This window comes from Sphingomicrobium nitratireducens, assembly GCF_026157035.1.
GTDB lineage: Bacteria > Pseudomonadota > Alphaproteobacteria > Sphingomonadales > Sphingomonadaceae > Sphingomicrobium > Sphingomicrobium nitratireducens.
The window spans coordinates 2,071,917-2,095,033 of sequence record NZ_JANJZA010000001.1 but is presented as its reverse complement, the minus strand read 5'-3'; the positions used below and the strand labels follow the sequence as shown (position 1 = coordinate 2,095,033).

Here is a 23,117-nt window from a genome sequence, read left to right as displayed (position 1 = left end):
CGGACAACGGCTCGGTGGCAATTTGTCGGACGATGGGCCATTGAACCATCGAAGATGCCGCTGAGCGGCGTGGAAAGGGAATATTCGAGCGAATGACGGCCTCGCGCTCTTCGACATTGCTCCTGTTCGGGGCGACCGGCGATCTTGCCCGGCGCATGCTGCTTCCCTCGCTCTACGGCCTGTTCGCCGACGGCCTTCTGCCCGATGATCTGTCGGTCGTCGCCGCATCGCGGAGCGAGCTCTCCGACGATGAATTTCGCGAGCAGGCGATCGAGGCGCTGCGCACCCACCTCCCGCGCGACTTCTATAGCGAGGTCAACGCGCGCCGTTTCGCCAAGCGTATCCGTTACCAGCCGATCGATGTGACCACGCCCGAGGGCTATGACGAACTTGCCGCGAGCATCGATGTCGACAAGGGGGTGAGCATCTTCCTCTCGACCGCGCCGTCGCTGTTCAAGGACACGATCGAGGGGCTCGAGCGGGTCGGGCTGGCAGGGCCCACGGTCAAGCTGGCGCTCGAAAAGCCGCTCGGCACCGACCTCGCCAGCAGCCGCGAAATCAACGACGCGGTCGCTGCCGCCTTCCCCGAAGAGCGCATCTTCCGCATCGACCATTATCTGGGCAAGGAAACGGTCCAGAACCTCCTCGCACTTCGTTTCGCTAACGTTATGTTCGAGCCGTTGTGGAACGCTGCCCATATCGACCACGTGCAGATCACCGTCGCCGAGGAGGTCGGGCTCGAGGGGCGCGCGGACTATTACGATACGGCGGGCGCGGTGCGCGACATGCTCCAGAACCACATGCTGCAACTGCTCGCGCTGGTCGCGATGGAGCCGCCGGCGGACTACGATCCGACCGCAGTGCGCGAGGAGAAGGTCAAGGTGCTGCGCGCCTTGAAGCCGTTCACCGAGGCCGATGCGCGGCGCGACCTCGTGCTGGGTCAGTATGGCGCTGGCCGGATGAAGGGCGAGGATGTCGCCGCCTATGCCGAGGAACTGGGCGAGGCGAGCGATACCGAGACCTATGTCGCGTTGAAGGCGCATGTCGAGAACTGGCGCTGGGCGGGCGTGCCCTTCTACCTGCGCCACGGCAAGAGGCTGGCGCGTCGCAAGACCGAGGTCGTCATCCAGTTCAAGTGCGTGCCGCACTCGATCTTCGCCGAGCGCGGGGCGACGACCAGCCCCAACGAGCTGATCATCTCGATCCAGCCCGAAGAGAATATCCGGTTGAAGGTGATGGCCAAGACGCCGGGCCTCGACCGCGAGGGCATACGCCTGCGCGAAGTGCCGCTCGACGTGACGATGGAAGGCGCCTTCGCTGACTATCGCCGCCGGATCGCCTATGAGCGGTTGCTGCTCGACCTGATCGAGGGCGACCCGACCCTGTTCGTGCGCCGCGACGAGGTCGAGGCGCAATGGCAATGGATCGACGGCTTGCGCGGCGCCTGGAAGGCTGCTGGCATCAAGCCGCAACAGTATGAGGCCGGAAGCTGGGGCCCCGAGGATTCGGCGGAACTGGCGGCCGGCGATGGAAGGACATGGAATGATTGAGGCCGAATTCTGGGACTATGACGATTGCGAGGAGATGGCGGACGCGGTCGCGGGCGACATCGGCTTCATCGTCGACAGCGCGATCGAGGCGCGCGGCGAGAGCCTGCTCGCCTTCCCGGGCGGGTCGACGCCGGGGCCGATCCTCGCCAAGCTGGCCGAGAAGAAGCTTCCCTGGCGCAAGGTGACGATCATCCCGGGCGACGAGCGGCTGGTGCCGGTCGACGACGAGCGTTCGAACATCCGCCAGATCGCGCAGGCCATGCTGCCGACCGGCGCGCGCGTCTATCCGATCGTGTCCGCCGAGGCCGAGGATTACGTGATGGCAGGCCATGCCGCCGACGCGCGGCTCAAGAGCCTCAAGTGGCCCCCCGACCTGGTTTGGCTGGGCATGGGCACCGACGGGCATACCGCCTCGCTGTTCCCGGGGCCCGACCTCGACGACGCGATGGATGCGCCCAAGGCCAAGCTCGCCATGGGGATCAGGCCCGATCCGATGCCTGCGGGTGCCGAGGTCGACCGCGTGTCGCTGACCCGCGCCGCGATCCTCTCGGCACGCACGATCATCGTCACGATTACCGGGCAGGAAAAGCGCGAGATTCTCGAACGCGCGCTCGAGGATGGCCAATCGTCCAAGCTGCCGATCGCGCGCGTGCTGGCCGAAAGCGAATTCCCGATCGACATCCACTGGTGCCCCTAGGGACTTCATGACCCGCCTAGACCCCCGCATCGCTGCCGTCACCGACCGCATCATCGAGCGGTCGAAGCAGACGCGCAGTGCTTATCTCGATTTCATCCGCGCCGAAGACGAGCGCGGGATCGACCGCGGGCGCTTGAGCTGCGGCAATTTCGCTCACGGCTTTGCTGCGGCGGAAGGCGACAAGGCGGCGATCCGGACCTTCGCGGGTCCCAATCTTGGGATCGTCACCGCCTATAACGACATGCTGAGCGCGCACGCGCCATACTACCGCTACCCCGAGCAGATGAAGGTCTTCGCGCGCGAGGCCGGCGCCACTGCGCAGGTTGCAGGCGGAGTGCCCGCGATGTGCGACGGGGTGACGCAGGGCCAGCCTGGAATGGACCTGTCGCTGATGAGCCGCGACAATATCGCTTGCGGGACGGCGATCGCGCTGTCGCATGGCATGTTCGAAGGCATCGCGATGCTCGGCATCTGCGACAAGATCGTGCCCGGCCTTTTGATCGGGGCGCTGCGCTTCGGTCACCTGCCCGCGCTGCTGGTGCCGGCGGGGCCGATGCCCTCCGGGCTCGCCAACAAGGAAAAGCAGCGCGTGCGCCAGCTCTATGCCGAGGGCCAGGCGACCAAGGAAGAACTGCTCGCGGCCGAGAGCGCTTCCTATCATGGCATGGGCACTTGCACCTTCTACGGCACTGCCAATTCGAACCAGATGATGATGGAGTTGATGGGGCTCCACGTGCCCGGCGCCGCATTCGCCAATCCGGGAACGAAGCTGCGCCAGATGCTGACCCGCGCCGCCGTGCACCGATTGGCGGGGCTGGCCAAGGAGAAGGCGCGCCCGCTCGGCCACTGCGTCGACGAGCGCGCGATCGTCAACGCGATCGTCGGGTTGCTCGCCACGGGCGGCTCGACCAACCACGCGATCCACATTCCCGCCATCGCCCGTGCAGCCGGGATCAAGGTCGACTGGCAGGACTTTGCCGAGTTGTCGGCAGCCGTCCCCTTATTGGCGCGCGTGTACCCGAACGGTTCTGGAGACGTAAACGACTTTCACCACGCTGGTGGTTTGGCGTTCGTCACCAAGGAGCTTCTGGCCGCGGGGCTGCTCCACGGCGACCTGCTCAGCGCGGGTGCCGACGACTTCGCGGCCTTCGCGACCGCGCCGGTCGAGAAAGGCGACGAGATCGAGTGGCGCGAGGTCGGCGCGAGCGGCAACGACGCGTTGCTGCGCGGGGTCGACGGCGCCTTCAGTCCCGACGGCGGGATGCGGCTGGTCACGGGCAACCTCGGTCGCGCCATCTTCAAGACGAGCGCGGTCGATAAAGAGCGCTGGACCATCGAGGCATCCGCGCGCGTCTTTGCCGATCAGAAGGACGTGGTCGCCGCCTTCGAGGCGGGGGAACTCGACCGCGACGTCGTGGTCGTGGTGCGCTTCCAGGGCCCGCGCGCCAACGGCATGCCCGAGCTGCACAAGCTGACCCCGCCGCTGGGCGTGCTGCAGGATCGCGGCCACCGCGTCGCGCTGGTCACCGACGGGCGCATGTCGGGGGCGAGCGGCAAGGTGCCCGCCGCCATCCATTGCTGCCCCGAAGCGCTCGGCGGCGGGCCGCTCGCCATGGTGCAGGACGGCGACACGATTCGCCTGTGCGCGACCACCGGCAGCCTCGAGGTTGTCGGCGTCGATCTCGCCGCCCGCGAGGCCGCCGCCGCGCCGCCGCCGCCGGTCGGCACGGGCCGAGAACTGTTCGCGCTGATGCGAGGTCATGCCGACGATGCGGAAAAAGGCGGCAGCGCGATGCTCGCCGCGATGGAGGACCTGTTTTGAAACCCAGGAAAACGACCATCGACGATCTCATGCGCATGGCGCCGGTCATCCCGGTGCTGGTGCTCGACGGCAAGCTCGATCCCGTCGCGCTCGCCGAAACGCTGGTCGCCTCGGGCCTGCCTGTCATCGAGGTCACGCTGCGCACCGAGGGCGCGCTCGGTGCGATGGAGGCGATGGCAGGCGTCGACGGCGCGATCGTGGGCGCAGGCACCGTACTCGACGCGGTCCAGCTCTACGAGGCGATGGACTATGGCGCCCAGTTCATCGTCTCGCCGGGCCTCACCGACGGGCTCGCCAAGGCGGCGCGCGACAAGGGCGTGCCCTTCCTTCCGGGCGTCGCCAATGCCGGCGACATCATGCGCGGGCGCGACATGGGATTGAGGCGCTTCAAGTTTTTCCCTGCCGAGGCGTCGGGTGGCATCAAGGCGCTCAAGGCGCTTGCCGGTCCGTTCGCCGACCTGCGCTTCTGCCCGACCGGCGGCATCCGCGAGGACACGGCGAAGGACTGGCTCGCACTCGAGCAGGTGCTGTGCGTGGGCGGCAGCTGGATCGCGCCGCCGGGCGAAACCGACCTCGAGGCGGTCGCCCGGCGCGCGAGCGCGGCAGCGCGGCTCTAGGCCGGCCTTACGCCTCGTCGAGCGGTCGGCCGTGCCGCTCCTTCCAGAAGAGCAGGGCGCACACCACCGACAGGCCGACGAAGAAGATCGGATACCAAAGGCCCGCATAGATATCGCCGGTCGCCGCGACGATCGCGAACGCGGTGACGGGCAGGAAGCCGCCGACCCAGCCGGTGCCGATATGATAGGGCAGGCTCATCGCGGTGTAGCGGATGCGCGTCGGGAACATCTCGACGAGCGCGGCGGCCTGCGGCCCGTAGAGCGCGGTTGCGGCGATGGTGAAGACGATCAGCCAGAAATAGAGCGTCGCATGGTCGATCTCGTCGAGGTTGGCGGCCTCGGGATAGCCCGCCGCGGCCAGCGCCGGGGCAATGGCGTCGGCGCTCCCGTCGATCGCGACGATGTCCTCGCCCACGACCATGCGGGTCGCCCCGTCATCGCTCGCGACGCGCGCATAGGAAATGCCCTTGGCCGACAGCGCCTTCGACGCGACGTCGCACGGCGAGGAGAAGTCCGCCTTGCCGATCAGGTCGAACTGGACCGAGCAGCTCGCAAGGTCGGTCTCGAGGATTACCGGCGCGTCCGCCTGGGCCTGCGCGAGGCGCGGATTGACCGCATCGGCAATAGCGTGGAAGCCCGGCATGAAGGCGAAGAGGCCGATCAGCATGCCGCCGACCATCACCGGCTTGCGGCCGACCCTGTCCGAAAGCCAGCCGAAGAAGACGTAGAGCGGCGCCGAGACGATCGTGACGATGAGGATGATCCAGTTCACCTCGGCGCCCGGAAGGCCGAGATTCTTCTCGAGGAAGACCTGCACGTAGAAGAAGGCGCAGTACCAAAGCGCGCCCTGCGCGGCCATGAAGCCGAAGAAGGCGGTGGCGACCTTCTTGAGGCTTTCCTTTTCGGCGAAGGCTTCGCGCAGCGGAGTCTTGGTGACCGCACCCTCGTCGCGCAGTTTCTGGAAGGCCGGGCTCTCCGATAGCTTGAGCCGCATCCACACCGAGATGAGAAGCAGCAGCACCGAGGCGAGGAAAGGGATGCGCCAGCCCCATTCGAGGAAGGCGTCTTCGCCGATCGCGGTGCGCGTCGCGTAGATGACGACAAGCGCCGCGATCAGGCCGAAGGCCGCCGAGGACTGGATCCAGCCGGTCGCCGCGCCGCGCTTGTCGTCGTCGGCATGCTCGGCGACGTAGATCGCGGCCCCGCCATATTCGCCGCCCAGCGCAGTGCCCTGGCAGATGCGCAACAGGATGAGGAGGACGGGAGCGATCATGCCGACCGCGGCATAGGTCGGCAGCAGCCCGATCGCGAAGGTCGCGCCGCCCATCAGGCTGACGGTCGTGAGGAAGGTCGCTTTGCGCCCGACCCGGTCGCCCATCGCCCCGAAGATGATCGCGCCCAGCGGGCGGAAAGCGAAACCGGCCGCGAACAGGCCGAGCGCGGCAAGCACGCCGGCGGTCTCGCCGAGCCCGGCGAAGAACACCTTGCCGATCGTGCTGGCGAGCGCGCCGAAGATGAAGAAGTCGTACCACTCGAACGCGGTCCCCGCGCTCGACGCGGTGACCACCTTGGCCATCGACCAGTCCTTGGTCGGTGCAGTCATCTGTAATTCCCCCGAAAAAACCTCTCGGGGTTCGGTTTAGCGACCGTGCCTCAATCCGCAACCGCGCTGTTGGCGACGTCGATGACGAAGCGGTGGGCGATGTCGCCTTTCTTGAGCGTGTCCCACGCGCGCGAAATCTCGTCGCCAGTGATTACCTCGATGTCGGGAACGATGCCGTGCTGTGCGCAGAAATCGAGCATCTCCTGCGTCTCTGCGATCCCGCCTATCAGCGTGCCGGCGACCGAACGGTTGCCGAAGATGAGCGTGCCCGCGTTGGTGCCGGGCAGCGGCTCGGGCGCGCCGACGATGACGTGGGTGCCGAACGGGCGCAGAAGCGCGACGTAGGGGTCGATGTCGTGCCCCACCGGCACGGTGTCGAGGATCAGGTGGAAGCGCCCCGCCGCGGCCTCCATCGCCGCCGGGTCCTTCGACACCAGCACGTCGCTCGCGCCCGCTTTCTTCGCCGCGTCCGTCTTTTCGGGCGAGGTGGTGACGACGGTCACCTCGGCCCCCATCGCGGCGGCGAGCTTGACCGCCATGTCGCCGAGGCCGCCCATGCCGACGACGGCGACGCGCATGCCGGGCCCTGCGTTGAAGCGGCGGAGCGGCGAATAAGTGGTGATGCCCGCGCACAGGAGCGGGGCGGCGTGGGCCATGTCGATGCTGTCGGGCACGCGGCAGACGAACTCCTCGCGGCACACGATGTCGGTCGAATAGCCGCCCTGCGTCAGCTCGCCGTTGCGGTCGGGAATCCCGTAGGTGAAAGTCGACCCTTCGACGCAGAACTGCTCGAGGCTCTCGTTGCAGAACTCGCATTGCTGGCAACTGTCGACCATGCAGCCGATCGCGGCGCGGTCGCCGACCTTGTAGTGCGTGACCGCCGGCCCGACCGCCGTGACCGTGCCGACGATCTCGTGGCCGGGGATCATCGGATAGTGGCTCATGCCCCAGTCGTCGTGCGCGAAGTGGAGATCGCTGTGACAGATGCCGCAATGACTGATCGCGATCGCCACGTCGTTGTCGCGCAGGTCGCGACGCTCGAACGTCATCTGGTGTGGGGTATCCTGGGCGTTCTCGACGCCCCAACCGACGGTCTGGGTGGGCATGGACTCGTCTCCTCTTGCGGGGGAACTCGTCGCTTACCGTGTTTGGCCGCCTACCACCAGCCGATGAGCTTCCACCACGGCAGGCCGATGCCCAGCCAGACGACCATGTGGAACAGCGAGACGACGAAGCCGATGCGGAACCAGTCGGGGACGCTGTGATAGCCGAGGCCGAAGTAGATCACGACCGGGCCGGTCGAATAGTGCGTGAGGCACCCGCACAGGTTCGAGAAATAGGCGATCAGCGCGATCGACAGGAGAGGCGGGGCGCCCGCGGCGAGCGCGACCGCGATGAACGCGCCGGCCATTGCGGTGATGTGTCCGGTAAGCATCGAGAAACCGTACATCGAGTAGAAGTAGACGGCGGCAAGGATCAGTGCCGCCGACAGGGGCGCCAGACCCGAGGCGTAGGCGCCCGCACCGTTCGCGAACCAGTCGATGACGCCCGTCTCGCGCAAGTGGTCGGCCATCATCACGAGCCCGCCGAGCCAGACGAGCGCGTCCCACGCGCCCCAGGTCCCGGCCATGTCGCGCCAGCGCTGCGCGCCCGTGAATAGAAGGACGGCGATGCCGAGCAATGCGACGACCGTCGTATGGAGGCCGTGCAGCGGGCCGGTCGCCCACAGTAGGAGCAGCAGTCCGAGCGTAGCGAGCAGGATCTTCTCGGCACGGTCCATCGGGCCGAGTGCGGCCAGTTCGGCCTCGGCGGTAGCGCGCGCGGCGCTGACGTCGAGCTTGGGCGGCTTGACCAGCCTCTCCATCAGCAGCGGCAACAGGGCGATGGCGGCCAGCCCCGGGACGATCGATCCCAGCGCCCACTTGGCCCAGCCGAACTGGACGCCAGCGATCGTTTCGGCCGCTTCGCTGACGAGCGGGTTGGCGGCCATGGCGGTGAGGAACATCGCCGCCGTGACGAGGTTGAAGTGCGCGCCGCACGCGACGAGGTAGCGCGACACGCCGGCGCGTTCTTCCTCGCTGCCGAGCGACCGGCACAGGCTGTCGACGATGGGCGCGAGGATGCCGCCGCCGCGCGCCGTGTTGGACGGGATGACGGGAGCGAGAACGAGTTCGGCCGCGCCGATCCCGTAGGCGAGCCCGCGTTCGGAGCGTCCGAGCTTGTGGACGAGGCCCAGCGCGATGCGCCGCCCGAGCCCCGTGCGCACCACTGCCCCGGCGATCAGGAATGCGGCGACGACAAGCCAGACCGTGGTGTCGGCAAAGCCCGTCAGCGCGGTCTGCAGCGCGTCCTTCGACGTCGGGCCAAGCGCGCCGGTGACGATGAGAACGAGGATGCCGAGAAGGACGATGCTGGCCATCGCGAACGGCCGCAGCAGCAGGCCGAGGATGGTCGCCGCAAACACGGCGAGCGTGTGCCAGCCTTCGGGCGCGACGCCCTGCGGCACCGGCGCGATCCAGATGGCGAGGCCCAGCACGAGGCTGGGAATGAGGCGCAGCCAGCGCGCTTCGAGCGGCGTGTCGGAAGTTCCCCCGTTCATGGGCAGCGATTGGGACGCAAAAGCGGGGCTACGTCAAGCGCGGCACCACCGCTTGCGCCGAGCGCCGCTCAGTCGCGGGCGCGTTTGAGGAGGCGTTCGGCCTGCTTCAAGTGCGGGAGATCGACCATCCTGCCGCCGACCATCAGCACGCCCGCGCCCGCCTCTGCGGCGAACGCGTCGACGATCGCGCGGGCGTGCGCGACTTCCTCGTCCGAGGGCGTGAAGGCCTTATTGATAACGGGCACCTGCGCCGGGTGGATGGCCAGCTTGCCGGTGAAGCCTTCCGCTGCCGCGGCGCGCGCTTCGACTTCGAGCCCTTCGAGGTCCCTGACGTCGGTATAGACGCCATCGATCGGCTCGACCCCGGCGGACACCGCGCCCGCAAGGCACAATGAGCGCGCCATCTTGTAGGTGAAGGCGAGTTCGCCATTCGCGTCATACTTGCTCGACGCCCCGAGCGCGGCGGAAAGATCCTCCGCGCCCCAGCTCATCGCGGCCAGCGGCGAATTGTCGAGCCGGTACGAGAGCAGGCCGAACAGGCTCGCGGCGGTCTCGGTGACGATCGCGTGGATCGGGATGTCGCCAGTCAGGTGCGCGAGGTGGACGACGTCTTCGCCGCTTTCCGCCTTGGGCAGCACGATGCCCTCGAAGTCGGCATTGGCGATGAGCTTCAGATCGTCGCGGATGAATTCCGACCCGATCGGATTGATGCGCACCCACCAGCGAGGGCCGCCCTCGCGCCTCAATTCCTTGAGGATCGCGCGCGCGTCCTTCTTGGCGCCGGGCGCGACACTGTCTTCGAGGTCGAAGATGATCGCGTCGGCATCGCCTTCGATGGCCTTGCCGATCTTCTTCTCGCTGTCGGCGGGAACGAACAGCCAGCTGCGCGGGGAGGGGTGGCTCATGCGTCTTTCTTTTTGAGGAGCGCGGAACGCTTGAAGGTGCAGACCGTCTCGCCGCGCTGGTTCTTCGCGCGATGCTCCCAGGTGACGATGCCGGCATTGGGGCGCGATTTGCTCTCGCGTAAGCCCAGCACCTCGGTCTCGCAGGTCAGCGTGTCGCCGACGAACACGGGGGCGGGAAACTTGACCTCGTCATAGCCAAGGTTGGCGATCAGCGTGCCGAGCGTGGTGTCGCCGACCGACACGCCCACGATCAGCGAGAAGGTGAAGCAGCTGTTGACGAGCGGCTTGCCGAACTCGGTCTGGGCCGCGGCCTCGTGGTCGAGGTGGAGCGGCTGCGGATTGTGGGTCAGCGTCGAGATCAACAGGTTGTCGGTCTCGGTCACCGTGCGGGTGATGGCGTGGGTGATGCGATCGCCCACCTGCCATTCGTCGAAGAAGCGTCCTGCCATGAAGGCAGGCTTAGAGGTCAGGCCGCCTTCTCGCAACCGACGGGTTCGAGCACGCTCTTCAGCTTCATCTTGAGCTCGTGCATGCCGATATTCTCGACCGCATCGACCTGGTCCTGCGCGCGCACCACGTTGGCGATGTGCCCGACGATCTGCATCACGATGTCGACCGTCTGGAGCGCGACGCCATGGCTGGTGACGACCTCGATATCGGTCGCCAGCTCGTCACCCATCTCCTCGAGGAGGAGGCGGGCATGGTCGAGTTCATGGGCAAGGCGCTCGTCGAGCGCGGTCACGGTCCTGGTCATGATTTAAGCCCATAAGGGCCAAAGGGTTAAGATGGCGTGAGCAGGATCTCGGCAACCGCCTCGGTAATCGCCGCGCCGTCGAGCCGATAAGCCGCGTAGAGGTCGGACAGACTGCCGGTCTGGCCGAATTTCTCGACGCCCAGGGGCGCGACGCGGTGGCCGAGCACGCCGCCGAGCCACGACAGGCTGGCGGGCGCGGCATCGCACAAGGTGACGAGCCCTGCGCCGGGCGCGAGGCGCGCGAGCAATGTCTCGGCATGGCTGGGGCTGCGCTCGCCCTGCCAGCGGGCGGCCTGCGCCTCGGTCCAGCCACGGTGCAAGAGGTCGGGCGAAGTCACCGCGAGGAGGCCGAGGCCCGGAATGTCGGCGCTGAGCTCCTCGTGCGCCGCGAGCGCCTCGGGCATCAGCGCGCCCATCGCCACAATCGCCGCTTCCGCGCCCTCTGCGGGCTGCCGCAGCCAGTAGCCGCCGGCCAGCGCGCCGGCTTTCCAGTCGTCATTGTCGCGCGTCACCTGTTCGACCGGGCGGGTCGAAAGGCGCAAATAGGTCGATTCGCCGTGGGAATCGTCGATCAGGCGGAACGCCTCTTCCATCATCGCGGCGAGTTCGTCGGCGAAGGCGGGTTCGTAGTGGCGCAGGTTCGGCTGGCCCATCGCGATCAGCGGCGGGTTGATGGACTGGTGCGCGCCGCCTTCCGGCCCCAGCGTCAGTCCCGACGGGGTCGCGACGAGGAGGAAGCGCGCATCCTGGTAGCAGCCGTAATTGAGGCTATCGAGCCCGCGCGCGATGAACGGGTCGTAGAGCGTCCCGATCGGGAAAAGCCGCTCGTTCCAGTGATCGCCGGTGAGGCCGGCGGCGGCGAGCATCAGGAACAGGTTCGATTCGGCGATACCCAGCTCGATATGCTGGCCCTGGTCGTTGGCGCCCCATTTCTGCGCGCTCGGGATCTTGGCCTCGGCAAACACGTCGATACGCCTTTCACGGCGGTAGAGGCCGCGGCTGTTCACCCAGGCACCCAGGTTGGTCGACACGGTGACATCTGGCGAGGTGGTGAGGATGCGGTCGGCCAGCTCGCCGCCTTCCTTCGACAGGTCCATCAGGATGCGTCCGAAGGCGGCCTGCGTGGACTGTTCCTCGCCCTGCGGGGCGGGGAGCGAAGGGATGGGGACGCTGCCGAAGCTGCGCGCGCGTTTTTCGCGCAGGATTCGGGTTTCCTCGAGCACCGCTTCGACCTTGGCACGAAGATTGTCGCCGAGCCCCGCGAGCGGGGTGAATTCGTCGCCTTCGGCAATTCCCATCGCATCACGCAGCGCGTGCGCCTGCGTCGGGTTCATCAGCCCTGCGTGATTGTCCTTGTGCCCCGCGAAGGGCAAGCCGAACCCCTTGACCGTCCAGGCGATGAAGAAGGTCGGCGTGTCGTCCTTCTTCGCCTCCTCGAACGCCTCCACCAGCGTTTCCATGCAGTGGCCGCCAAGGTCGGTCATCAGCGCGCCCAGCGCCTCGTCATCATGGGCCTTCAGGAAATCGGAGGCCTTTTTGCCGAGGTCTGCCTCGAGCCGCGCGCGCCATGCCGCGCCGCCCTGGTAATGGAGCGCCGAGAAATCGGCATTGGGGAGCGCGTCGAGCCATTCCCGGACCGGCTTGCCGCCCTTGGCGCCGAGCGCCTTCTTCAGCTTGCGACCGTAGCGCAATTCGACCGTCTTCCACCCGCAGGCGGAAAACATCTCGTCGAACCGCTCGAACATCCGGTCGGCCGAGGTCGCATCGAGGCTCTGGCGGTTATAGTCGACGATCCACCAGAGATTGCGGACGTCGTGCTTGGCGCCTTCGATGATGGCTTCGTAGATATTTCCTTCGTCGAGTTCGGCATCGCCGATCAGCGCGACGAAGCGCCCGCGTTCTTCCTCGGCGAGCTTTCCGTGAGCGGTGAGATAGTCCTGCATCAGGCTGGAAAAGAGGGTGATCGCGACGCCCAGCCCGACGCTGCCGGTCGAGAAGTCGACCGGGATCTTGTCCTTGGTGCGGCTGGGGTAGGACTGCGCCCCGCCGAAGCCGCGCAAATTCTCGAGTTGTTCGCGCGTCTGGCTGCCGAGCAGATAGTGGATCGCGTGGAGCACCGGCCCGGCGTGCGGCTTGACCGCAACGCGGTCGTTGGGACCGAGCGCATGAAAGTAGAGCGCGCTCATAATCGCGGTCATCGACGCGCAGCTCGCCTGGTGCCCGCCGACCTTGACCCCGTCGGCCTTGGGACGGACGTGGTTGGCGTGGTGAATCGTCCAGGCGCTCAGGAAACGTAGGCGGTCGTCGAGCGCGGAAAGGGCGGCAATGTCGGGCTTGCTCATGGCGACTGCCCTACGGCCTCGCCTTGCCAGCGCCAAGTCCCCTGACGTGCGAAAGATTCCGTTAACGGGCGCCATCGAAGCGTGATATTTTGCGCGATCAGCCATCGTGGGGGACATGCCATGGCGACCGTTGCACCCAATCTACCTCGAACCGGGGACGCCGTGACCGTCAAGGGCATCGACCGGTGGATCTTCGTCGCCATGGCGCTGTGGTTCATCGCCATCGTGCTGGTCGGATTCATTCCCGACTCGCAGATGAAAATCGCGCTGATCGCGGCAGGCCAGCGCCCGGCCTTTCCGCTGGTCGCCCATCTGCACGCGCTGTGCATGGGCAGCTTCCTTGTGCTGCTGCTCGCCCAGTCCACGCTGATGGCGACGGGCCGCGGTGCCTATCATCGCCAGCTGGGCGTGGCGGCGTTCGTGCTCGTGCCCGTGCTGGTGCTCGTCGGTTTTCTCCTGGTGCGGACCAATTACGCGCTGCTGCTCGGCATGGCCGCCGACGCCCCGCCCGACGGCAAGGCTGAGGTGGCGGGCATGCTCAACGTTTGGGAAAACATCATGCTGCTCCAGATCAGGATCGGCCTGCTGTTCGCGATCTACATGACGATCGCGCTGCGCGCGCGCAAACGCGATTCCGGGCTGCACAAGCGGATGATGTTCCTCGCCATCGCGCCCGCGCTCCCCGCTGCCTTCGACCGGATGACGTGGCTTCCCAACACGATGCCCACCAGTCCGCTCGGCCCCGACCTGTGGGTGCTGTTCGCCATCGCGCCGATGTTCCTGTGGGATGTGGTGCGCAACGCCCGCGTCCACCGAGCCTACTGGATCTGGCTGCTCGTCGCTGCACCTTTCACGGTCTTCGTTCATACGATGTGGGACACGCCGTGGTGGCACGCGATGGTGCGTTCGATGATGGGTGCGTAGTGCCTAGGCGGCGCCGGTCGCCAGCCAGGCGATGTAGAGCGCGTAGGCCCCTAGGAAGGCGATCCCCTCGTGGCGGTGGATCGTCCAGCCGGTGCGCAGGAAGGCCAGCAGCATCGCAGTGGTGCCCACGAGCACCCAGACGTCGAAGTTCGCGATCTGCGCGGGTGCGGCGAGCGGGTGGACGAGTGCCGTCATGCCGAGAATTCCGAAGATGTTGTAGATGCCGCTGCCCACGATGTTGCCGAGCGCGACGTCCGGCTCCTTCTTGAGCGCGGCGGCGATACAGGCGACCAGCTCGGGGAGCGACGTGCCGGCCGCGACGATCGTGAGGCCGATGACGGCTTCCGAGACGCCCCAGCCGCGCGCGAGTTCGACCGCGCCGTCGACCAGGAATTGCGCCCCGAACACGACGCCTGCGATCCCGGCGGCGGTCATCGGGACGAGAAGCAGCAGGCGCTGGCCCTTGTCGGGCTTTTGCTTCTGGTTGCGCTCGTGCCGCTCGGCCTCGACGTCGTGCCGGTCCTTGTCGGTCAGGTAGGCGGCAATGATGTAGGTGACGAGCATCATCACGAGGAGGATGCCCGACAGACGGTCGAACCCGCCGATCAGCACGCCCGCCAGCACCGCAAGCGTGCCCATGCCGAGCGCGAACCCGTCGCGGTAGAAAGCGGGCGGCGCGATCGGGAGCGGGATGATCACCGCCGAGACGCCGAGGATCAGCAGGATATTGGCGATATTCGAGCCGACCACGTTGCCCACCGCGATGTCGGGCGAGCCGGACAGCGCGGCCTGGAGGCTGGTGACGAGTTCGGGCGCCGAGGTGCCGAAGCCGACGATGACGAGCCCGGCCAGCAGCGGCGACACGCCCGCGCGGCGCGCGATGCCTACCGTGCCGCGCACAAGCCACTCGCCGCCGAGCGCGAGCAGCACGAGGCCGGCAAGGATCGAGAGCCACACGGTCATTGCCATGGGGATTAGCGAGGGACGCGCGCCCGCGCCAGCGACATCGGCAGGGCGGACGGATCCGATTTCTTGACGACGTTATCTGTGGGGAGTTCGGATCGACAGATTGCTGGCGATTATCGACGCGGAACCGGAGCGCTGAACCTTCCTCCGGCGCGCGATCAGCCAAAGGCGAGGGCGGGGTCGTCGCGTTCGCGCTGGTCGGTGCCGAAGATGGCGACGCAATTGCGACCCTGGCGCTTGGCGCGATAGAGCGCGCGGTCGGCCCGGTCGAGGCACTCGGCGAGCGAATGGCGGCCGGAATAGGGGGCGATCCCGAAGCTGGCGCTGAGTGCGTGGTCGTCCGCCATGTCGGGCTGGCGATGGCGCGCGAACGCTTCGCGCAGCCGTTCGGCGATCTTCTCGCCTTCCGCGATCGAGGCGCCGGGCAGCGCGATCACGAATTCCTCGCCGCCCAGTCGACCGGCGAGGCGCGAGGCGCCCCCCATCAGCCCGGCGAAATGGCGGATAACCTCGTCGCCCGTGGCATGGCCGTAATTGTCGTTGATCGACTTGAAATGGTCGATGTCGGCGACCACCAGAACGCCGACGGAAGGGCGGTGCTGGCGGACCGCATCGGTGAAGGCGCGGCGGTTGAACAGGTCGGTCAGCCCGTCGCGTTCGGAACGGTCGCGGTAGGTGCCGATCACGCGCGTGACGATCGCGGCGATGATGAACAGGACGACGGCCGGCACCGCGAAACTGGTCGTCACCAGCAGGAATTCGGGCAGCCAGTCGGGCCCCAGGCCCGGATAGGCGCGGCCCGCATCGAGCAGGGTCGGGAAGAAGGGAATACGCACGACGTCCGTCAGCAGCATCACCCCCATCGACACGAACAGGCCGTCGCGGATGAACGAACGCGGCGAGCGCCAGATCGTGGACAGGGCATCGCCATAGGCGACGAGGCCAGCGGCCATGGCGGGAAGCGCCTCGACCCCGATCGGCGCGCCGACCGCGACCAGCGTCACCGACAGGCCGCACAGCACCGTCATGACCAGCGCCACGAGCGTCGACGAGCGCTGCTGCCCGATCGACAGGCGCACCGCCTGCGTCACGCAATAGAGCGTCAGCGGGTCGAAGACGTAGAGGGCGGCGCGCGTGGCGGGCGCCGTGCCGCCATTGGCGAACAGCCAGGTATTGACCGCGCCCACGCCGAGCGCCCCCACCAGCCAGCCGAGCGAGGCATGGCGCTGCGTTCCCATCCGCACGACCAGCGCGAGCAGCGCGAGCCCGGCGATGAGGCCGAGCATCAGCGTGTACAGGCTGACGGTCGTGTCCACGGGTCGGTCGGGCCCGGTTTCAGGCGCTCAGGAGGCGGATCGGATTTTCGATGAACGACTTCATTTCCTGGAGGAAGGACGCGGCGTCCCATCCGTCGACCACGCGGTGGTCGCAGGACAGCGAGAGGTTCATCTTCTTCTTGGCGACCAGTTCGCCGTCCTCGATCACGGGCAGTTCCTGCATCTTGTTGACCGCGATGATCGCGACCTGCGGGGGCGCGATGACCGGGGTCGAGGTGATGCCGCCCATCGGCCCGAGGCTCGACAGCGAGATCGTCGCGCCCTGCAAATCGTCGCGAGCGATCTTGCCCGTGCGCGCCTCGCCGGCGAGCCGGTTGATGTCGCGCGCGAGCTGCCACACCGACTTGCCGTGCGCGTCCTTGATCACCGGGACCATCAGCCCGCTATCGGTCTGCGCGGCCATGCCGAGATGCATCGCGCCGTGGCGCGTGATGACATTGGCCTCGTCGTCATAGGTCGCATTCAGCATCGGCCAGGCGGGCAGCGCCTTGGCCATCGCGGTGATCAGGAAGGGCAGGACGGTCAGCTTGGGATTGTCGCCGCGATCCTTGTTCATCATCGCGCGCGTGTCCTCGAGCGCGGTGACGTCGAATTCCTCGACCAGCGTGAAGTGCGGAATCTTGCGCTTGGCCGCCTGCATGTTCTCGGCGATCTTGCGGCGCATTCCGACGACCTTGATCGTCTCGTCGGCGCGGGTGGCCGAGCCGCCGTGGGAAACGCTGCCGCCATTGTAGAGGAGGTAGGCGTCGAGATCGGCGTGGCGCACGCGGTCGCTGGTGGTCTTCACCTGCGCGAGGTCGATCCCGAGATCGCGCGCGCGCTGGCGCACGGTGGGCGAGGCGAGGACGTGCGCGCCCTTCGCCTGCGGTTCGGGTTCGGGCTCCGGCGAAGGTGCGGGCGCAGGCGCAGGGGCCTCGGCCTTGTCCATCACCGGCAACTCTTCTTCCTGCGCCTCGGTCGGCTCCTCGGCGCCGTCGGCGATCGGCATTTCCTCGTCGCTCTCGGGGGCCGGCTCTTCGACGGGCGATTCCCCGTCGGTTTCGATCTCGACCAGCACCGAGCCGATCGCAATCTGGTCGCCGACCTCGCCCGCGAGCTTGACGACCTTGCCCGCGACCGGGCTCTCCATCTCGACGGTCGCCTTGTCGGTCATCATGTCCGCAAGGTGCGCGTCTTCCTCGATGACGTCGCCGACCTTGACGTGCCATTCGACGATCTCGGCTTCCGCGATGCCTTCGCCGATGTCCGGCAGCTTGAACTTGTACGTAGCCATCAGTCAGCCATCACCTTGTCTAGCGCCTTCTTGATGCGCGCAGGTCCGGGGAAATAGGTCCATTCGTAGGAGTGCGGGTAGGGCGTGTCCCAACCGGTCACGCGCTCCACCGGCGCCTCGAGATGGTAGAAGCAGCGCTCGGTCACCAGCGCCGACAGTTCGGCGCCGAACCCGCTGGTGCGCGGGGCCTCGTGGACGATGAGGCAGCGACCCGTTTTCTTCACCGATTGCTCGATCGCCTCGATGTCGAGCGGGACGAGGGTGCGCAGGTCGATCACTTCCGCGTCGATCCCGGCTTCCTCCATCGCGGCCAGCGCGACGTGCACCATCGTGCCGTAGGCGAGCACGGTCAGCGCTTCGCCCTCGCGAACGATGTTCGCCTTGCCGAGCGGGACGGTGAAATGACCTTCCGGCACCTCGGCCTCGGCGCGCTTGGTCCAGGGCTGGACCGGGCGGTCGTGGTGACCGTCGAACGGGCCGTTATAGATGCGCTTGGGCTCGAAAAAGACGACCGGATCGGGATCCTCGATCGCGGCGATCAGCAGGCCCTTGGCGTCGTACGGATTGGACGGGATCACCACCTTGAGCCCCGCGATGTGCGTGAACAGGCTCTCGGGGCTCTGGCTGTGCGTCTGGCCGCCGTAGATGCCGCCGCCATAAGGCGAGCGGATGACCATCGGCATCGTCCACTCGGCCGCGGTGCGATAGCGCATTTTGGCGATTTCCGAGACGATCTGGTCGTAGGCGGGGTAGATATAGTCCGCGAACTGGATCTCGATGACGGGCTTCAGGCCATAGGCCGCCATGCCGACCGCGACCGCCGCGATACCGTTCTCGCTGATCGGCGCGTCGAAGCAGCGGGTCTTGCCGAATTCCTTCTGCAGCCCTTCGGTGGCGCGGAACACGCCGCCGAAATAGCCGACATCCTCGCCGAAGACGACGATGTCCTCGTCCTCGCGCATCATTACCTTGTGGGCCGAATTGATGGCCTGGATCATGTTCATGACGGCCATTATTCGCCCTCCTTGAGCGCCGCATCGCGCTGCTCGGCAATGTGCCACGGCATCTCGGCGTAGACGTCCTCGAACATGGTCTCCTTGCCCTCGTCGCCCTGCTCGGAAAGGACGCCCAATTTCTCGGCTTCCTTCTGCGCGGCGCGCACGGTGGCACTGGTTTCCTCGAGCAACGCCGCCTCTCGGTCCTCGTCCCACTCGTCGAGCTTGACGAGGTGGCGGCGCAGGCGCTCGACCGGGTCGCCCAGCGGCCACATCTCGCCCGCTTCCTTGGGGCGGTAGCCAGACGGGTCGTCGGAGGTGGAGTGGCCTTCGGCGCGGTAGGTGAAGAACTCGATCAGCGTCGGGCCCTTGTTCGAGCGCGCGCGCTCGGCCGCCCAGTTGACCGCGGCATAGACGGCTAGCGCGTCGTTCCCGTCGACGCGCAGCCCCGCGATGCCGTAGCCGACCGCGCGCGACGCGAAGGTCGCCTGCTCGGCGCCCGCGATCCCCGAGAAGCTCGAGATGGCCCACTGGTTGTTGACCGTCGCGAGGATGACGGGAGCCTGGTAGACGCTCGCAAAGGTCAGCGCGGCGTGGAAATCGCCTTCCGCAGTCGCGCCGTCGCCGATCCAGCCCATCGCAATGCGGCTGTCACCCTTGATCGCGCTCGCCATCGCCCAGCCGACCGCCTGCGGATATTGGGTCGCGAGGTTACCCGAAATGGAGAAGAAGCCCTTCTCCTTGTCCGAATACATGATCGGCAGCTGGCGGCCCTTCATATGGTCGCCCGCGTTCGAGTAGATCTGGCACATCATCTTCACCAGCGGGTAGCCGCGCGACACGAGCAGGCCCTGCTGGCGATAGGTGGGGAAGTGGATGTCCTCGTCGTGCATCGCGGCGGCCGCGCTGGTCGCGATCGCCTCTTCGCCGGTGCACTTCATGTAGAAGCTGGTCTTGCCCTGCCGCTGGGCGCGGTACATGCGATCGTCGAACACGCGCACGGTGACCATGTCGCGGTAGATCTTGCGCAGCACCTCGGCCGAAAGGCGCGGGTCCCACGGGCCGACCGCATCGTCATTGTCGTCGAGCACGCGCACGAGGTGCGTTGTCAGCGGATGCGTTTCCTCGGCCGCGCACAGCGCGTCGGGGCGCGGCGCCTCGCCGGCGGCGGGCACCTCGATATGGCTATAGTCGGGCTTTTCGCCCGGCCGAGCGGGAGGCTCGGGAACATGCAGCGCCAGCGCCGGCCGGTTGGGGCGCTTTTCGGATCGGGCCATTCTATCCCTCTTTCAGGCCGCTACGCGGGGGTAGCGACGAACAAGTCGTCGCCCCCCTAACGAATGAAATGGCAAAAATGAAGCGTGGGCCTCAATCGCGGTGCGGGACGCTCTCGCCCGAACCGCCCGTATAGGCGTCGCCCGCTCCCTCCTGGAACCAGAAGGGCTTCAGGCCGCCTTCGCCGCCCGCGATGGTGGTGAGGGTCGAATCCATCAGGCGTCCGCCCAGCATCACCATGTTGACCGTGCGCGTGTTCTTGATGTCCTCGAGTGGATTGGCATCGAGCACGACGAGATCGGCGAGCTTGCCCGCGACGATGCTACCGAGTTGGTGGTCGAGCCCGAGCGACTTGGCCGGGTTGAGCGTGCCCGAACGCAGCGATTCGAGTTCGCTCATGCCGCCCAGTTCGAAGCTCCACATTTCCCAATGGGCACCGAGCCCCTCGCGCTGGCCGTGCGCACCGATGTTGGTCAAGACGCCCACATCGTTCAATTTTTTGGCAGTCGCGGCGACCCGCTGGAGGTTGTTCTCCTCGACCGGGAAGAAGGTGCCGCGGCGGCTCGATGCATCGAGATTGGCGCGCGGGACCCAGCGCGACAGGATCGGCTCGGCCCAGGGCTGGGTCGTCATGTACCACCACATCTCGCCCCACGGGCCGCCATAGGCGACGTTGAGCGTGGGCGTATAGGCGGTGACGTTGTCATCGCTCTTGCCGCCCCAGAAGTCGGTGACGTCCTCGTAGATGTTGGCGACCGGGATGGCGTGCTCGATGGTGGTGTGGCCGTCGGCGACCATCGTCATGTTGTGCATGAACAGGCTGCCGCCCTCGGGCACCACGTCCATCTGAAGTTCGCGCGCGGCGGCGAGCACCATCTGGCGCTGGTCGCGGCGCGGCTGGTTGTAGCTCTTCACGCTCCATGCCCCCATCGCCTTGAGGCGGCGAAGGTGCGAGCGCGCGTCGTCCATGCTGTCGATCTGCGCGGTGAAGGGCGTGGTCGCACCGTAAAGGATGGTGCCGGTCGAGAAGATGCGCGGGGCGAGGATACGCCCGGCCTTCTGGTACTCGGAGGCCGCGAACACGGTGTAGCTGTTGTTCGACGGGTCCTGCACCGTGGTCACCCCGTAGGCGAGCGAAGCGGCGTGGCTCCAGTTCTGCTGCGGAATCGTAAGTCCCGCGCCCATCGGCCCGTGCCAGTGCGCATCGATCAGGCCCGGGATGATCGTCTTGCCGGTGACGTCGATGATCGGGGTGCCGGCGGGATAGGTCATCGCGGCGGTGGGTCCGACCGCGCTGATCGTGTCGCCATCGATCAGGATGGTGCCGTTCTCGATCACCTCGTCGCCGTTCATGGTGATGATGCGCGCACCGGTCAGCGCGAGCTGGCCGGTCGGCTTCTTGAGCGTTGCCGCTATGGCGAGGTCGGCCATTTTTTCGGTCTTGCCGTCGGCAAGGCTTGCCGGGTCGAGCACCGCGCGGCGGTAGAGCGTGGGGCCTTCGGAGAAATAGAGCGTGCCTGAATCCGCCGACCAGTGGACCCAGTCGCCGACATCGGTGGTGACCTTGGCCTGCGGCAGCGATTCGTCCTTGGGGCTGAGCGTCTGGGTGCGGCCCGAGCGCGCGAACGGCAGGACATAGGTCTGGAAGCGTTCGGTGAAGGCGACCCAGTTCTCGTCGGGCGAGAGGCGGTAGTCGCCTGCGAACTCGCTCGAGAAATGGGTCTGCGTCTCGCGCGTCTCGAGGTCGACCGACTTGAGGACGGTCGCATCCTCCTCGCCGGTAACGAAGAACAGGCGCGAGCCGTCGCGGCCCCATTGCGGGTCGACGCCCGATTTGGACACGCGCATCGGCTCGCCGCCCGACAGGCGCGCGACGTAAAGCCCGGGTTCGCGGCTGTAGAGCGGGCTGGTGATATAGCCGCCGCCGGTGCGGCGATAGGCGATGCGGCTGCCATCGGGCGAGAAGGCCGGTTCGACATAATGGCCGGGCGGCAGCGCGAGCGCGCGGGCGCGGCTTCCGTCAGCGCGCGCGACCATGATGCGCGAAAGGTCGCGATCGTCCCATTCGACCCAGGCGATTTGGCTGCCGTCGCGCGAATAGGTCGGGTAGGACTGCATGCGTTCGGTGGCCGCGGTCAGCGGGCGCGTGCTACCCGAGGCCATGTCGCGGACGTGGAGCTTGCCGAGCGCCTCGAACACGGTGTGGCGCGCATCGGGGCTGACCGTGACGAAGCGCAGCGCCTTGGTGGTGAAGCTGTCGGGCGCGACTTCCTGCTTGAAGCGCACCGGGTCGGCGACGAAGCGCGTGCCCGAGACGTGGAACGGGATTTCGCGCACCGCGCCGGTGGCGACGTTGGCCCGGTGGATGCCGCCCTTTGCCCAGAAGACGATATCGCGCCCGTCGGGCGTCCACGCCATGTGCGGATAGACGCCGTGGACCGCCCATGTCTCCTGCATGTCGCGGTCGAAAATGTCGGTCACCGGCGTCATGCGCCCGCTGCCCAAGTCCATCACCATCAGCACGCTTTTCGCGCGCACGCGGCGGATGAAGGCGAGGCTCTTGCCGTCGGGCGAGGGGGTCGGGCGGATCGCGCCGCCTGCGCCCGAGACCATCGTCTCGATCTCGCCCGTCTCGCGGTCGAGGCGACGGATGACGTAGATCTCGCCGTTGACGTCCTTGCTATATTCGAACGTGTCGCCGGGCGTCGCGTCGTCGGAGAAATAGAGGTAGCGCCCGTCGGGCGAAAATGCGGGTTCGCCCGTATCCTTCTGGTCGGTGCGCCGCTTGGTCATCTGCACGCCGCCCGAGCCTCCGGACTTGTGGTAGAGCCACATCTCGCCCGCGCCCAGCGAGCGCGCGGAGGTGAAATGCTTGCGCCCAACGACATAGTCGCCGTCGGGCGTCCATTCGGGCTGGTTGAGCAAGCGGAAGCTTTCGTCGGAGACCTGCACCGGCTCGCTGCCGTCGCGGTTCATCACCCACAGATTGTCGCCCCCCGAGCGGTCCGACGTGAAGGCGATCTGGCGCCCGTCGGGGGAGAAGACGGGCTGCATGTCCCACTGGTGCCCGGTCGCGATCGGCACCGCCTCGCCGCCCTCGATGGGCAGGAGGTAGAGGTCGCCGAGGAGGTCGAACACGATTTCCCGTCCGTTGGGCGAGACGTCGAGGCTCATCCAGGTGCCGCTGGTCGTGTCGATCGCGACCTGCTCGCCCGGCCCGCGCAGGGCGGCGACATCCCAATCCTCGTCCTTCTCCTCGTCTTCCTCCATCGCCGCATCGATGGCCGGCGTCGGCTCGGGCCCCTCGTCATGCTCGTGCTGGGCAAAGGCGGGTGCGGCAAGAGCGATGCTGGCAACGCCGAGAAGAAGGATGCGCTTCATGATAGTCCCCCTGATTGTTGCGCGGGGTTATGGCGCAGGAAAATGCGAATTGGCAACGCACGCTTCGACCGACGGCA

General features: G+C 67.1%; 18 protein-coding genes. 5 read left to right on the top strand and 13 right to left on the bottom strand.

Translation table 11 applies throughout. The annotated features are described in order from the left end of the window. Positions 1 to 92 precede the first annotated feature (92 nt). From zwf to eda, 4 genes are read left to right on the top strand one after another with little or no spacing between them, the layout of a single operon-like run. Positions 93 to 1,550, top strand: a complete 1,458-nt coding sequence (gene zwf / locus NNY25_RS10620) for a glucose-6-phosphate dehydrogenase (protein WP_265571413.1) — start codon at positions 93 to 95, stop codon at positions 1,548 to 1,550. After that, a complete protein-coding gene (gene pgl / locus NNY25_RS10615; protein ID WP_265571412.1) occupies positions 1,543 to 2,247 on the top strand; it encodes a 6-phosphogluconolactonase in 705 nt (234 codons plus the stop codon). Before zwf ends, pgl begins: the two co-directional genes overlap by 8 nt. 7 nt (positions 2,248 to 2,254) lie before the next feature. Then, on the top strand, positions 2,255 to 4,069 hold the full coding sequence (gene edd, locus NNY25_RS10610) for a phosphogluconate dehydratase (RefSeq protein ID WP_265571411.1): 1,815 nt from the start codon (positions 2,255 to 2,257) through the stop codon (positions 4,067 to 4,069). Positions 4,070 to 4,098: 29 nt separating this feature from the next. Beyond that, positions 4,099 to 4,686, top strand: coding sequence for a bifunctional 4-hydroxy-2-oxoglutarate aldolase/2-dehydro-3-deoxy-phosphogluconate aldolase (eda, locus tag NNY25_RS10605; RefSeq protein ID WP_276591824.1), 588 nt, complete (start codon positions 4,099 to 4,101; stop codon positions 4,684 to 4,686). Positions 4,687 to 4,693: 7 nt separating this feature from the next. Here eda and NNY25_RS10600 read toward each other — a convergent pair whose 3' ends face one another. The 7 genes from NNY25_RS10600 to NNY25_RS10570 all read right to left on the bottom strand — a co-directional run bounded on the left by NNY25_RS10600 (position 4,694) and on the right by NNY25_RS10570 (position 12,889). Beyond that, positions 4,694 to 6,289 (bottom strand): MFS transporter, encoded by a 1,596-nt coding sequence (locus tag NNY25_RS10600; RefSeq protein WP_265571409.1) that lies wholly within the window; start codon positions 6,287 to 6,289, stop codon positions 4,694 to 4,696. Between the two features lie 50 nt (positions 6,290 to 6,339). After that, entirely contained in the window at positions 6,340 to 7,395 is a 1,056-nt protein-coding gene (locus NNY25_RS10595; protein ID WP_265571408.1) for an NAD(P)-dependent alcohol dehydrogenase, read from the bottom strand. A gap of 50 nt (positions 7,396 to 7,445) precedes the next feature. After that, the gene (locus tag NNY25_RS10590) at positions 7,446 to 8,888 is read right to left on the bottom strand and encodes a DASS family sodium-coupled anion symporter (RefSeq protein WP_265571407.1); all 1,443 of its coding nucleotides are present in this window, start codon (positions 8,886 to 8,888) and stop codon (positions 7,446 to 7,448) included. A 68-nt stretch (positions 8,889 to 8,956) separates the two neighbouring features. Continuing rightward, complete coding sequence (locus NNY25_RS10585) at positions 8,957 to 9,793, bottom strand: HpcH/HpaI aldolase/citrate lyase family protein (RefSeq protein ID WP_265571406.1); 837 nt, start codon at positions 9,791 to 9,793, stop codon at positions 8,957 to 8,959. Next, on the bottom strand, positions 9,790 to 10,242 hold the full coding sequence (locus NNY25_RS10580) for a MaoC family dehydratase (protein WP_265571404.1): 453 nt from the start codon (positions 10,240 to 10,242) through the stop codon (positions 9,790 to 9,792). The genes NNY25_RS10585 and NNY25_RS10580 overlap by 4 nt, the downstream gene beginning before the upstream one ends. Before the next feature lie 17 nt (positions 10,243 to 10,259). Beyond that, on the bottom strand, positions 10,260 to 10,547 hold the full coding sequence (locus tag NNY25_RS10575; protein WP_265571403.1) for a hypothetical protein: 288 nt from the start codon (positions 10,545 to 10,547) through the stop codon (positions 10,260 to 10,262). A 26-nt stretch (positions 10,548 to 10,573) separates the two neighbouring features. Further along, positions 10,574 to 12,889: a transketolase family protein gene (locus NNY25_RS10570; protein ID WP_265571402.1), complete on the bottom strand. Its 2,316-nt coding sequence runs from the start codon at positions 12,887 to 12,889 to the stop codon at positions 10,574 to 10,576. Between the two features lie 120 nt (positions 12,890 to 13,009). On the opposite strand from NNY25_RS10570, the gene NNY25_RS10565 reads away from it, so the two are divergent. Further along, positions 13,010 to 13,813: a hypothetical protein gene (locus NNY25_RS10565; RefSeq protein WP_265571400.1), complete on the top strand. Its 804-nt coding sequence runs from the start codon at positions 13,010 to 13,012 to the stop codon at positions 13,811 to 13,813. A gap of 3 nt (positions 13,814 to 13,816) precedes the next feature. Here NNY25_RS10565 and NNY25_RS10560 read toward each other — a convergent pair whose 3' ends face one another. The 6 genes from NNY25_RS10560 to NNY25_RS10535 form a co-directional block, all read right to left on the bottom strand. Beyond that, positions 13,817 to 14,782: a calcium/sodium antiporter gene (locus NNY25_RS10560; RefSeq protein WP_265571398.1), complete on the bottom strand. Its 966-nt coding sequence runs from the start codon at positions 14,780 to 14,782 to the stop codon at positions 13,817 to 13,819. A 155-nt stretch (positions 14,783 to 14,937) separates the two neighbouring features. Then, on the bottom strand, positions 14,938 to 16,095 hold the full coding sequence (locus NNY25_RS11615) for a GGDEF domain-containing protein (protein WP_265571396.1): 1,158 nt from the start codon (positions 16,093 to 16,095) through the stop codon (positions 14,938 to 14,940). A gap of 19 nt (positions 16,096 to 16,114) precedes the next feature. Beyond that, complete coding sequence (locus NNY25_RS10550) at positions 16,115 to 17,389, bottom strand: dihydrolipoamide acetyltransferase family protein (RefSeq protein WP_265571394.1); 1,275 nt, start codon at positions 17,387 to 17,389, stop codon at positions 16,115 to 16,117. Beyond that, positions 17,389 to 18,393 (bottom strand): alpha-ketoacid dehydrogenase subunit beta, encoded by a 1,005-nt coding sequence (locus NNY25_RS10545; protein WP_276591822.1) that lies wholly within the window; start codon positions 18,391 to 18,393, stop codon positions 17,389 to 17,391. Before NNY25_RS10545 ends, NNY25_RS10550 begins: the two co-directional genes overlap by 1 nt. 8 nt (positions 18,394 to 18,401) lie before the next feature. Next, positions 18,402 to 19,661: a 3-methyl-2-oxobutanoate dehydrogenase (2-methylpropanoyl-transferring) subunit alpha gene (locus tag NNY25_RS10540; RefSeq protein ID WP_265571391.1), complete on the bottom strand. Its 1,260-nt coding sequence runs from the start codon at positions 19,659 to 19,661 to the stop codon at positions 18,402 to 18,404. 91 nt (positions 19,662 to 19,752) lie between these two features. Continuing rightward, entirely contained in the window at positions 19,753 to 23,040 is a 3,288-nt protein-coding gene (locus NNY25_RS10535; RefSeq protein WP_265571390.1) for an amidohydrolase family protein, read from the bottom strand. Between the last annotated feature and the right edge of the window lie 77 nt (positions 23,041 to 23,117).

Excerpts from the sequence above, each read along its gene's own strand:
- zwf (WP_265571413.1), top strand. The coding sequence starts at position 93 with ATGACGGCCTCGCGCTCTTCGACATTGCTCCTGTTCGGGGCGACCGGC.
- pgl (WP_265571412.1), top strand. The coding sequence starts at position 1,543 with ATGATTGAGGCCGAATTCTGGGACTATGACGATTGCGAGGAGATGGCG.
- edd (WP_265571411.1), top strand. The coding sequence starts at position 2,255 with ATGACCCGCCTAGACCCCCGCATCGCTGCCGTCACCGACCGCATCATC.
- eda (WP_276591824.1), top strand. The coding sequence starts at position 4,099 with ATGCGCATGGCGCCGGTCATCCCGGTGCTGGTGCTCGACGGCAAGCTC.
- NNY25_RS10600 (WP_265571409.1), bottom strand. The coding sequence starts at position 6,289 with ATGACTGCACCGACCAAGGACTGGTCGATGGCCAAGGTGGTCACCGCG.
- NNY25_RS10595 (WP_265571408.1), bottom strand. The coding sequence starts at position 7,395 with ATGCCCACCCAGACCGTCGGTTGGGGCGTCGAGAACGCCCAGGATACC.
- NNY25_RS10590 (WP_265571407.1), bottom strand. The coding sequence starts at position 8,888 with ATGAACGGGGGAACTTCCGACACGCCGCTCGAAGCGCGCTGGCTGCGC.
- NNY25_RS10585 (WP_265571406.1), bottom strand. The coding sequence starts at position 9,793 with ATGAGCCACCCCTCCCCGCGCAGCTGGCTGTTCGTTCCCGCCGACAGC.
- NNY25_RS10580 (WP_265571404.1), bottom strand. The coding sequence starts at position 10,242 with ATGGCAGGACGCTTCTTCGACGAATGGCAGGTGGGCGATCGCATCACC.
- NNY25_RS10575 (WP_265571403.1), bottom strand. The coding sequence starts at position 10,547 with ATGACCAGGACCGTGACCGCGCTCGACGAGCGCCTTGCCCATGAACTC.
- NNY25_RS10570 (WP_265571402.1), bottom strand. The coding sequence starts at position 12,889 with ATGAGCAAGCCCGACATTGCCGCCCTTTCCGCGCTCGACGACCGCCTA.
- NNY25_RS10565 (WP_265571400.1), top strand. The coding sequence starts at position 13,010 with ATGGCGACCGTTGCACCCAATCTACCTCGAACCGGGGACGCCGTGACC.
- NNY25_RS10560 (WP_265571398.1), bottom strand. The coding sequence starts at position 14,782 with ATGGCAATGACCGTGTGGCTCTCGATCCTTGCCGGCCTCGTGCTGCTC.
- NNY25_RS10550 (WP_265571394.1), bottom strand. The coding sequence starts at position 17,389 with ATGGCTACGTACAAGTTCAAGCTGCCGGACATCGGCGAAGGCATCGCG.
- NNY25_RS10545 (WP_276591822.1), bottom strand. The coding sequence starts at position 18,393 with ATGAACATGATCCAGGCCATCAATTCGGCCCACAAGGTAATGATGCGC.
- NNY25_RS10540 (WP_265571391.1), bottom strand. The coding sequence starts at position 19,661 with ATGGCCCGATCCGAAAAGCGCCCCAACCGGCCGGCGCTGGCGCTGCAT.
- NNY25_RS10535 (WP_265571390.1), bottom strand. The coding sequence starts at position 23,040 with ATGAAGCGCATCCTTCTTCTCGGCGTTGCCAGCATCGCTCTTGCCGCA.